Annotated in this window: 9 protein-coding genes and 1 pseudogene; 4 read left to right on the forward strand and 6 right to left on the reverse strand. The window is 73.3% G+C overall.

Annotated elements, in window-relative coordinates:
• Positions 1-100: 100 nt before the first annotated feature.
• From ABZW03_RS28820 to ABZW03_RS28835, 4 genes are all read right to left on the reverse strand, one after another.
• Positions 101-829 carry an amino acid ABC transporter ATP-binding protein gene (locus ABZW03_RS28820; protein WP_355264429.1) on the reverse strand — a complete coding sequence of 243 codons (729 nt, stop codon included), beginning with the start codon at positions 827-829 and terminating at the stop codon, positions 101-103.
• A gap of 47 nt (positions 830-876) precedes the next feature.
• The gene (locus tag ABZW03_RS28825) at positions 877-1,122 is read right to left on the reverse strand and encodes a LapA family protein (RefSeq protein ID WP_355264406.1); all 246 of its coding nucleotides are present in this window, start codon (positions 1,120-1,122) and stop codon (positions 877-879) included.
• A gap of 149 nt (positions 1,123-1,271) precedes the next feature.
• Positions 1,272-3,044: an ABC transporter ATP-binding protein gene (locus ABZW03_RS28830; protein WP_355264409.1), complete on the reverse strand. Its 1,773-nt coding sequence runs from the start codon at positions 3,042-3,044 to the stop codon at positions 1,272-1,274.
• Between the two features lie 43 nt (positions 3,045-3,087).
• A complete protein-coding gene (locus tag ABZW03_RS28835; RefSeq protein ID WP_355264412.1) occupies positions 3,088-4,863 on the reverse strand; it encodes an ABC transporter ATP-binding protein in 1,776 nt (591 codons plus the stop codon).
• Between the two features lie 635 nt (positions 4,864-5,498).
• Between ABZW03_RS28835 and ABZW03_RS28840 the strand changes: the two genes are divergently transcribed.
• Positions 5,499-6,365, forward strand: coding sequence for an aldo/keto reductase (locus ABZW03_RS28840; protein ID WP_355264414.1), 867 nt, complete (start codon positions 5,499-5,501; stop codon positions 6,363-6,365).
• Positions 6,366-6,558: 193 nt separating this feature from the next.
• On the opposite strand, the gene ABZW03_RS28845 is transcribed toward ABZW03_RS28840, so the two are convergent.
• Complete coding sequence (locus tag ABZW03_RS28845; RefSeq protein WP_355264417.1) at positions 6,559-7,383, reverse strand: MarR family transcriptional regulator; 825 nt, start codon at positions 7,381-7,383, stop codon at positions 6,559-6,561.
• 447 nt (positions 7,384-7,830) lie between these two features.
• Between ABZW03_RS28845 and fabG the strand changes: the two genes are divergently transcribed.
• Both fabG and ABZW03_RS28855 read left to right on the forward strand, forming a co-directional pair.
• Positions 7,831-8,598 (forward strand): 3-oxoacyl-ACP reductase FabG, encoded by a 768-nt coding sequence (fabG, locus tag ABZW03_RS28850; protein WP_355264420.1) that lies wholly within the window; start codon positions 7,831-7,833, stop codon positions 8,596-8,598.
• Positions 8,599-8,830: 232 nt separating this feature from the next.
• Positions 8,831-9,640 carry a phosphatase PAP2 family protein gene (locus ABZW03_RS28855; protein WP_355264423.1) on the forward strand — a complete coding sequence of 270 codons (810 nt, stop codon included), beginning with the start codon at positions 8,831-8,833 and terminating at the stop codon, positions 9,638-9,640.
• Between the two features lie 103 nt (positions 9,641-9,743).
• Here the strand turns inward: ABZW03_RS28855 and ABZW03_RS28860 are convergent.
• Positions 9,744-9,914 (reverse strand): annotated as a pseudogene (locus ABZW03_RS28860) (I78 family peptidase inhibitor); the annotation flags it as partial.
• Between the two features lie 198 nt (positions 9,915-10,112).
• Between ABZW03_RS28860 and ABZW03_RS28865 the strand changes: the two are divergent.
• Entirely contained in the window at positions 10,113-10,385 is a 273-nt protein-coding gene (locus ABZW03_RS28865; RefSeq protein ID WP_355264426.1) for a DUF6343 family protein, read from the forward strand.
• Positions 10,386-10,503 lie beyond the last annotated feature (118 nt).

A 10,503-nucleotide genomic window follows, 5' to 3' on the forward strand; every position in this document is an offset into this window, starting at 1 on the left:
GCCGCACGCCGGGCCGCGCCACGGCCTTCGCCCCGGGCCTCGTCACCGGCGCCGTCGTCGGTGCGGCCGCGGGCGTCGTCTCATCGTTCACGGCGCCGCCTCAGTGCTTCAGGATCTTGGACAGGAAGTCCTTGGCGCGATCGCTCTCGGGAGCGCTGAAGAAGTCCTCCGGAGCGCGGTCCTCGACGATCCGGCCGTCGGCCATGAACACCACCCGGTTCGCGGAGGCCCGGGCGAACCCCATCTCGTGGGTGACCACGATCATCGTCATGCCCTCGCTCGCGAGCTGGCGCATGACGTCCAGCACCTCGTTGATCATCTCGGGGTCGAGCGCCGAGGTGGGCTCGTCGAACAGCAGCGCCTTGGGGTCCATCGCCAGCGCCCGGGCGATCGCGACCCGCTGCTGCTGCCCGCCGGAGAGCTGCGCCGGGTACTTGGCGGCCTGGTCGGCGAGGCCCACCCGCTCCAGCAGCGCGCGGGACTTGGCGTCCGCCTCCGCCTTGCGCCGGCCGCGGACCTTGATCTGCGCGAGCGAGACGTTCTGTAGCACGGTCTTGTGCGCGAACAGGTTGAAGGACTGGAACACCATTCCGACCTCGGCGCGCAGCCGGGCCAGCCCCTTGCCCTCCTCGGGCAGCGGCTGGCCGTCGATCAGGATGCTGCCGTTCTCGATCGGCTCCAGCCGGTTGATCGCCCGGCAGAGGGTGGACTTGCCGGAGCCGGACGGGCCGATGACCACGACCACCTCACCGCGCCCCACCGTCAGCTCGATGTCCTGCAGCACGTGCAGGTCCCCGAAGTGCTTGTTGACCCCGCGCATCTCGATCAGCGGGGTGAAGTCCGAGGCGCCGGTCGGGCCCGGCCCGGGGGCGGTGGTCACCTGCTGCGCCGTCCCTTCAGCAGCCAGCCCAGCACGACGCCCGCGATCAGCGTGGCCAGCAGCGCGATCCAGAGCGGCGCGGTGACGGTGAAGACCCAGAACTGGATCTTCACCTTGTCGAGGTTGGCGAACAGGAACCACACGGCGAGGACGACGATGGCGCCGATCCCGATGTAGCGGGTGGGAATCCCGCCGATCTCACCGCGCGGGGAGCGGGACGACCCGTCTGAAATCTTGGTCACCGGAGCAGTCTGCGGGCCGGTCGGCCGATTTGCCCGGTTACGCGCCCTTCCGGGCCAGGGAGTAACCCGTACGGGGCAATCCGGCCCCGTACGGGTTTGAAACCGGGGTTGAAACCGGGGCTTGAAACCTCTCCCGCCCCGGCGTCCCGCTACCGTTCGTCCCGCCAGGACCGCCAGAGCGCCGCGTACGGACCGCCCGCCGCGACCAGGTCCGGGTGGCTGCCGTACTCGCTGATCCGCCCGTCCTCGACCACCGCGATCACGTCCGCGTCGTGGGCGGTGTGCAGCCGGTGGGCGATGGCGATGACCGTCCGGCCCTCCAGCACCCGGGAGAGCGAGCGCTCCAGGTGGCGGGCGGCCCGCGGGTCCAGCAGGGAGGTGGCCTCGTCCAGCACCAGGGTGTGCGGATCGGCCAGCACCAGCCGGGCCAGCGCCAGCTGCTGGGCCTGCGGCGGGGTCAGCGAGGCACCGCCGGAGCCGACCTCGGTGTCCAGGCCCGCCGGCAGGGCGTCCACCCAGGCCCCGGCGTCCACCGCGTCCAGCGCGGCCCGCAGCTCGGTGTCGTCCGCGTCGGGCGCCGCCAGCCGCAGATTGTCCCGCAGGGTGCCGACGAAGACGTGGTGCTCCTGGTTGACCAGGGCGACCTCCGCGCGCACCCGCTCGGCCGGCATCCGCGCCAGCGCCGCCCCGCCGAGGGTCACGCTGCCGCGGCCGGGGGCGTAGATCCCGGCCAGCAGCCGGCCGAGGGTGGACTTGCCCGCGCCGGACGGCCCGACCAGCGCGACCCGGCTGCCCGGGGCGACGTCCAGGCTGATCCCGTGCAGGACGTCGGCGCCCTCGCGGTACCCGAACCGGACGTCCTTCGCCTCGACCCGACGGCCGTCCGGCCGGGCGGACTCGTCCCCCTCGTGCTCGGGCACCTCGCGCACGCCGACCAGCCGGGCCAGCGAGGCCTGGCCGATCTGGAGCTCGTCGTACCAGCGCAGGATCAGGTCCACCGGGCCGGTCAGCATCTGGGCGTAGAGCACGCCGGTGGTCAGCTGGCCCACGGTGATCCAGCCCCGGACGGCGAACAGCCCGCCGAGCACCATGGTGGCCAGCACCGCCGAGGTGTAGACGGCGTCGATGGTCGGGAACCAGACCGAGCGCAGCCACATGGTGTACCGCTCCCAGGCCAGCCACTCGCCCAGCTTGCGGTCGGTCAGCCGGACCCGCTGGTCGCCCAGCCGCAGCGCCTCGACCGTCCGCCCGGCGTCCACCGTCTCGGCCAGCACGTTGCTCACCGCCGCGTACCCGGCCGACTCGCTGCGGTAGGACTGCGGCGCGCGCCGGAAGTACCAGCGGGAGCTGACCAGCAGCAGCGGCAGCCCGATCAGCGAGGTCAGCGCGAGCAGCGGCGAGGTGACCAGCAGCGCGCCGATCACCAGCAGCAACGACACCACGGCGACGGCGAGTTCGGGCACCGCCTCGCGCACCGACTTGTCCAGCCGGTCGACGTCGGTGGTGCCCCGGGAGACCAGGTCCCCGGTGCCCGCCCGCTCCAGCACGCCGGTCGGCAGGGCCACCGAGCGGACCAGGAAGTCCTCGCGCAGGTCGGCCAGCACCCGTTCGCCGAGCACCGCGCCGCGCAGCCGCGACCAACCGGTGAACGCCGCCTGAGCCACCAGCGCCAGCAGGTACCAGGCGACCGCCACCGCGATGGTGGACCCGGCGGTGTCGGTGGCCAGCGACTCGACCAGGCTGCCGAGCACCCAGGGCCCGACCAGCCCGGCCACCGTGGCCAGCGAATGCAGCGACACCACCGCGGAGAACCCGCCGCGGTGCCGCCGCGCGAGCAGCAATAGGTACCCGCGCACGGCGGCCGGGGAGCCGACCGGCAGGGTGGCGGCCGGCTCGTGTTCCTCCTGGAGGGGAGGCTTCATGACGTACTCCTCGCGTGCGTGGCAGGGAAGGTGACGGCGGTCCTCATACGGCCCCACCCACCGGACGGGCCGCCTCCTCGTCACGGGTGACCACGGCCCGGTAGGCCGGCTCGGTCCGCATCAGGTCGCGGTGCCGCCCGGCGGCGGCGACCCGCCCCTCCTGCAGCAGCACCACCCGGTCCGCCTGGTCGAGCAGCAGCGGGCTGGTCGCGAACACGACGGTGGTGCGGCCCGCCCGGGTGTCCCGCAGTCCGACGGCGATCCTGGACTCGGTGTGCGCGTCCACCGCGCTGGTGGGCTCGTCCAGCACCAGCACCGGCGGGTCCGCCAGCAGGGCGCGGGCCAGGGCGAGCCGCTGGCGCTGCCCGCCGGAGAGCGAGCGTCCGCGTTCGGTGATCCGGGCGCGCATCGGGTCTCCCCCGCACTCCGGCGAGCCCTCCACCAGGGCCTCCAGCACGTCGTCGGACCGGGCCGCCGCCAGGGCCTCGGCGGCCGGGACCCGCCCCGAGGACGGGATGTCGAACAGCTCGGCCAGCGTGCCGGAGAGCAGCACCGGCTCCTTGTCGTGGACCAGCACCGCCGCCCTGGCCTCGGCCAGCGGCACCGCGTCCAGCTCCGTGCCGCCGAGCCGCACCGAGGCCTGGGCCCGTTCGCCCTCGGCCAGCGGGACGTGGCCGCCGAGCCGCTCGGCCAGCGCCCCGGCGAAGTCCGGGTCCCCGCAGACCACCGCGGTCAGCTCGCCGGCCCGCGCGGTCAGCCCGCTCGCCGGGTCGTGCAGGTCCGCCCTGTCCGGCCCGGCCAGCGAGGCCTCGGCCGGGCCGGTGGTCCGGGTGAGCGAGAGCACCCGGACGGCCCGCCCGGCGGAGACCCGGGCCACGCTCCAGGCGTGCGCCGCCTCGCCCAGGATGCGCAGCGGGGCGGCCAGGAAGGCCGTCGCGCCGAACACCGCGATCAGGGTGCCGACGGCGAGCTCGCCGGAGGCCACCAGCCGGGCGCCGTACCAGGTGACGCCGACCACGAACAGGCCGGGCAGCAGCACCTGCTGCGCCTGCATCAGCGACCAGATCCGGGCCGAGCGGACGGCCGCCGCCCGGACCTTCTGGGAGGCTTCGCGGTACCGCTCGAGGAACAGCTCCTCGCCGCCGATGCCGCGCAGCACCCGCAGCCCCGCGACGGTGTCGGCCGCCAGCTCGGTGGCCTTGCCGCCGAGGGCGCGCTGCTGCTCGTAGCGCCGCTCGAACGGACCGATCAGCGGCCAGACCGAGGCCGCCAGCACCGGGACGCCGAGCAGCACCCCGATCCCGAGCACCGGATCGACCACCAGCACCGCCGAGCTGACGCCCAGCCAGACGAGCACCGCGGACCGCACCCGGGCGACCAGTTCGACGTACCAGCCGATCCGCTCGACGTCCCCGCTGCCGACCGCGACGACCTCGCCGGTGGCGATCCGGCGGGACAGCCCGGCCCCCAGGTGCGAGGCCTGCCGGGCCACCAACTGCCGTACGTGGGTGGCCGCGTGGATCCAGTTCCAGACGGCCTGACGGTGCGCCAGCACCGTGCCGAGCGCGGCGCCCGCGCCCAGCAGGAGCAGCAGCCCGCCGGCCCGCCAGATCCCGCCGACGTCGCCGTCCACGGCGGCCTGGACGCCGAAGCCGAGCGGCACCGGCAGGGCGGCCTGACACCCCATCTCGATCAGCGTCCAGAGGGTGGCGAGCAGTTGCCCGCGCCGCTGGCTGCGCTGCAGCCAGCGCAGGAAGGCCAAGGGTGAGGAGAGGTCGGGACTGCCGGGGTCGGCCAGCGGCAGGGGGGTGAGCAGCATGACACTCCGATACGAGCGGTGCGCGGGTGCAGGGAGGCAGGGGCGCACAGAGGGGTACGGGGGGAGCTACGGGAGTACGGGGACGGGCGCACGGAACGCCTCGGCGACGTACGCCCGGCAGGGGCGGCGGCCGGACAGCCGAGCAGCCGAACAGCGGGACGGCGGACGGCAGGGCGGCCCGAGCCGACGGGCGGTGGACGCGCGGCGCGGCAGCGCCGGCGGTGGCACTGCGGCGGCGCGGCAGCGGCGATGCGCCCGGAGGAGGCACCGGACGCGGATGGATGGGCCACGAAGGGACCGGAAGTCAGGAGGTCATGGCCGCGAGCCTGCCAACCTCCGTGTGATCCACGCAACAGGTTTTTTCACCGCGGGCCGCCCGCAGTCCGCCCGCGGCCGACCCACCGGGCCCGCACGCCCTCGCACGCTGTACCCGCACGCCCCCTGCACGCCGGGTCCCCGTGCTCCCCGCACCGCCCCCCACCAGGCCGTTCCCGCCCGACCGCCGACCGCCCGCCGCCCCGGGCAAACCCCCGCAAAGCTTCACTCAAGATTCGCCCGTTCAGCGGGAACAATCACACCGGGACACCAGTTGCCCCCACTGGAACCACAGGACAATCAGGAGGGCACCCCTTCCCGTGAGCACCATCCCCACCGTCACGCTGAACGACGACGCGCAGATCCCGCAGCTGGGCTTCGGCGTGTGGCAGGTCCCGGACGCCGAGGCCACTCCGGCCGTCCGCGCCGCGATCGAGGCGGGCTACCGCTCCATCGACACCGCGGCCATCTACGAGAACGAGGCCGGTACCGGCGCGGCGATCGCCGAGGCGCTGGCGGGCGGCGTGGCCCGCTCGGACCTGTACGTCACCACCAAGCTGTGGAACTCGGGCACCCGCGACTGGTCCGGCGACCAGGGCCGCGACGCGGTGCTGCGCGAGTTCGACGCCTCGCTGGCCAAGCTCGGCCTCGACTACCTCGACCTGTACCTGATCCACTGGCCGCGCCCGATGCACGGCGACAGCTACCTGAACATCTGGAAGGCCTTCGAGCAGCTGAAGGCGGACGGCCGGGTCAAGTCCATCGGCGTCTCCAACTTCGGCACCGAGCAGCTGACCCGCCTGCTGGACGAGGCCTCCGTCGCCCCGGTCCTGAACCAGGTCGAGCTGCACCCGTACTTCCCCCAGACGGAGCTGCGCGCCTTCCACGCCGAGCACGGCATCGCCACCGAGGCGTGGAGCCCGCTGGGCCAGGGCAAGGAGCTGCTCGCCGAGCCCGCGCTGGTGAAGACCGCCGAGAAGCACGGCCGCACGGTCGCCCAGGTGGTGCTGCGCTGGCACCTCCAGAGCGGTGTGATCGCGATCCCGAAGTCGGTCACCCCGTCCCGGATCCGCGAGAACCTGGACGTCACCGGCTTCGAGCTGGACGCCGAGGACCTCGCGGCGATCGCCGCCGTGGCCACCGGCAAGCGGATCGGCCCGGACCCGCAGGAGTTCGACTGGAACTGACGCCCGGCCCGGAGTTCCGGCGCCTGGCCGCCCGAACCGCCTGACGGCCGGCCCTGCCAAGAGTCGGTCGTACGAAGACCGCCCGCGCCCCGAGGGAGCGGGCGGCCTTCGGCGTACCCCGATCCGCCGAGCCCATGGCTGTGGACCACCGGCGTTTGGCGAATCGTTTTGGCTACTGCGGCGAACTCTTGACCTAGAGCCTGGCCGCCTTCGCGATGAGCGCGAGCCCGGCCTCGTGCTCGCTCTCCTCCAGCGGGGCCAGCAGCAGCCGCTGGACCTCGGCCACCCCAGCGGCCGAGCGGTGCAGCAGGTCCTGTCCCGCCGGCGAGAGCGAGAGCAGGTTGCGCCGTCCGTCCGAGGGGTCGCGCCGGCGCTGCACCAGACCGCGGCGCACCAGCCGGCTGACCATCTCGGCCATCGTGGCCTTGTCCAGCGAGGCCAGCTCGCCGACCGTGCGCTGGTCGGCGCCCGGTTCCAGCTCCAGGGCGTCCAGCACCGCGTACTGCGGAGCCGTCAGCTCGGCGCCCACGTGCTCCGACCAGAGCTTGGTGTGCACCTGCTGGCTCACCCTGATCAGGTAGCCGATCGCCCGCTGGGCGTCCAGTATCGGCCGCGCGTCGGCGATGACGGCGACCGCCGCGGGCTCCAGCCTGGCTATCTTGGCCATCACCCGGACGATCTCGACCTGTTCCTCCGCCGTGAGCGGCTCGAACAGGACGCGCTGCACGCGGACCACACCACCGGTGGCCTCGCGCACCGCCTGGGCACCGCTCTGCGAGAGCGCCAGCAGCTTGCGCCGGCCGTCGGCCGGGTCGCGCCTGCGCAGCACCAGGCCGCGGCGGACCAGCCGCGCGACCATCTCCGCCATCGTGGCCTTGTCCAGCGAGGCCCGCTCGCCGACCGTCCGCTGGTCCGCACCCGGTTCAAGGGCCAGGACCAGCAGCACGGCGAACTGCGGAGCCGTGAGATCGGCTCCGACGTGTTCGGACCACAAGCGGGTGTGGACCTGCTGTGCCACGCGAATGAGGTGTCCAGGCGACTGCTGAAGTCGCGTGGACACGCGGGTTGTCGGGATCTCCCCCAGCACCATGTATCCGTCCCGATGTCACACCCGGTGTGTGTGGGACACCCGGGTGGGGCAGTAACGGCGAGTGGGCGTCCAGCTATGAGGGAGGGCGCTCCAGCCGTGCAGCCGGTGGCTGCTGGCGGACACTATACAAACGGCGGGCCCTTGCTGGCAGGCAGGGGCGGATAGTAGACGCAGGTTCGGCAACATTGGCATATTTACGCGCTGCGAAGGCCTTGCAGTAACGCGTTCTCAGCAGAAAGCCGACCGGTCGGTCCTTACCCACCGTCACCTGGTGTCTCTCCACTCTGGCCGCCCTCCCTACCCGCCGGTAGGGTGTGGCCACCCTCTCCGGGGGCTCTCCCCGGGAGGCAACCCCCGAGAGAGACGAGAGCGAGCATGACCGAGCAGAGCACCGCCCCCCGGGTCGCGGTCGTCACCGGCGCCGCCCGCGGTCTGGGCGCCGCCACCGCCGTCCGACTGGCCTCCGACGGCTACGCGGTCGCCGTCCTGGACCTGGACGAGGCGGCGGGCAAGGAGACCGTGGACCGGATCACCGCGGCCGGCGGCACGGCGCTGGCCGTCGGCGCCGACGTCTCGGACGCCGAGCAGGTCCAGGCCGCCGTCGACCGGGTGGCCGCCGAGCTCGGCGCCCCGGTCGTCCTGGTGAACAACGCGGGCGTACTCCGCGACAACCTGCTCTTCAAGATGTCCGAGTCCGACTGGGACACGGTCATGAACGTTCACCTCCGCGGCGCCTTCCTGATGACCCGCGCGGTGCAGAAGCACATGGTCGACGCCGGTTTCGGCCGCATCGTCAACCTGTCCTCGTCCTCGGCCCAGGGCAACCGCGGCCAGGCCAACTACTCGACCGCCAAGGCCGGTCTCCAGGGCTTCACCAAGACTTTGGCCATCGAGCTGGGCAAGTTCGGCATCACGGCCAACGCGGTGGCCCCCGGCTTCATCGCCACGGACATGACAGCGGCCACCGCCGCCCGGGTCGGCATGGACTTCGAAGACTTCAAGCGGGCCGCGGCCTCTCAGATCCCGGTCCAGCGGGTCGGCCGGCCTGAGGACGTCGCCCACACCATCTCGTTCCTCGCGAGCGAGGGCGCCGGCTTCGTCTCCGGCCAGGTGATCTACGTCGCGGGCGGCCCCCTCGACTGAGCACGGAACCTACACAGGGTTACCACGGAGTGGGAAGCCGGGCACCCCGGCCTCCCACTCCGTTTGCCTTACCCGAGGCATTTGCAGAATCATTCGACGACCACACTGACTTTCGATCCCGAAATAGCGGAAATCACCCCCCGGACCATCCCGGGTCGACCCAATTGTCGATTTCACGGGAAAATGACAATTACCACCGGAATAGCCCTGTCCGGCTGGGTAAGGTCACCCCGTGCAATCCAGAAGTACCCCCGCCCCCTTTCCGCGCCAGGGGCCGGAACGCCGTGCCGTCGACACCGGCCACCGGGAGCGCGCCACCACCGCCGGGCACACCCTCACCCCGATCGGCCCCGACCCCCGCGAACCCGGCTGGCCGCCGATGGGCCGACGACAGGCCGCCCTGCTCGCCGTCACCCTCGCCGGCTACCTGCTGGTGCTGGCCGGGGTCCTGCTCAACACCGCGCTGGTCGACCTCGACTGGTCCGTCCGGCTCCTGCGCCCGTACGAGCGGTGGCCCCGGCTGGAGCCGCTGCTCGACACCTGGGTGGTCGCCGGGCAGCGCGGCCCCTCCGCGATCGCCGCCTTCCTCTGGCTCGGCTGGCGGGCCCACCGCCTCGGCCGGGTGCGTCCGCTGCTGGTCATGGGCATCGCGCTGGTGTTGCTCAACGTCACCGTGGGGGCGGTCAAGATCGTCACCGGCCGGCTCGGCCCGCACTACGCCCAGTACGTCGGCTCGCCCGAGCTCTTCTCCGGCGGCACCATCTTCCCCTCCGGCCACACCGCCAACGCGGTGGTCACCTGGGGCGTGCTCGCCTACCTCGCCGTCCGCTGGCGGCGCACCGGCGCGCTGATCGCCGCCGCCACCGCCTGCTCGATCGGCCTGACCACCGTCTACCTGGGCACCCACTGGGTCACCGACGTCCTGGCCGGCTGGGCCGCCGGACTGCTCGTCCTGCTCTCCCTGCCGCTGCTGGAACCCCTGGTCGCCGCCGCCGAACGGCGGCTCCACCGGCGCTTCGCCCGCCGGCACCTGCCCTGCTGAACCCGCACCGCCCCGAGTGTGAACCGCGACGGACCGACCAGCCCCGACCCCGGCCCGCGACGAACCCGAACCGCGACCCGCGACGGACCCGGGAGCCCCCGACCTACCCCTCCCAGCTGCGCTCGACGATCCCGTCGCGCACCGCGAGGTTGAGCCGCCCCTGCCGGTACTCCATGGTCATCAGGTCCCCCGGCTCCAGCACCCGGACCGACGCCCAGCCGTGCCGCCGGGCCAGCTCCCGGGCCCGCTCGACCCGCAGCCCCGCGTACCCCTCGCCGTCCTGGCCCGCAGCCCCCGAGTCCGGGCCCGAACCCGAACCCGATCCGCTCGAACCGGCCCCCTTCGAGTCCCGCGAACCGGACCCCGAACCCGCCCCCACCGCGCCCGAACCCGACATCGCGCCTCCCCGGCTCGCTTCCCCGGACGTACGCTGGAATCGTAGCCCGACCCGCGCGGCCCGGAGGTGAACGGCATGCCCACCACCACCCCGCGACGGTGGCGCAGCGGCACCGAGCCGGCCACCGCCCGCAGCGACCTCAAGCTCCGCTACCTGCTCTCACTCACCTTCACGCCGCTGTTCGCGCTGGCCACGGCGGGCTTCGCCGTCTGGGCGGCCCTCTCCCCCGCCTACGGCGCACCCGGCCGGGGCACCCTCACCGGCTTCGCCGTGGCCTGCGGGCTGCTCACCCTGTTCGCCGCCGTCGATCTCGTGGTGGTCATCCGGCGTCGCCGGACCGAGCTCTGACGCGGTGTCTCCCACGGAGTGGGAAGTCGGACCGGCCGACTTACCACACCCCCCCCCCCCCCCCCCCCCCCACACCCGCCCCCCCCCGCCAGCTTGTACAGCCGACCCCCCAAGTCCC

It is taken from the genome of Kitasatospora sp. NPDC004799, from assembly GCF_040609095.1.
Classification (GTDB): Bacteria; Actinomycetota; Actinomycetes; order Streptomycetales; family Streptomycetaceae; genus Kitasatospora.

What these genes read in the sequence shown, in the direction of transcription:
- fabG (WP_355264420.1), top strand. Translation starts at nt 7,831, where the DNA reads ATGACCGAGCAGAGCACCGCCCCCCGGGTCGCGGTCGTCACCGGCGCC.
- ABZW03_RS28865 (WP_355264426.1), top strand. Translation starts at nt 10,113, where the DNA reads ATGCCCACCACCACCCCGCGACGGTGGCGCAGCGGCACCGAGCCGGCC.
- ABZW03_RS28830 (WP_355264409.1), bottom strand. Translation starts at nt 3,044, where the DNA reads ATGAAGCCTCCCCTCCAGGAGGAACACGAGCCGGCCGCCACCCTGCCG.
- ABZW03_RS28835 (WP_355264412.1), bottom strand. Translation starts at nt 4,863, where the DNA reads ATGCTGCTCACCCCCCTGCCGCTGGCCGACCCCGGCAGTCCCGACCTC.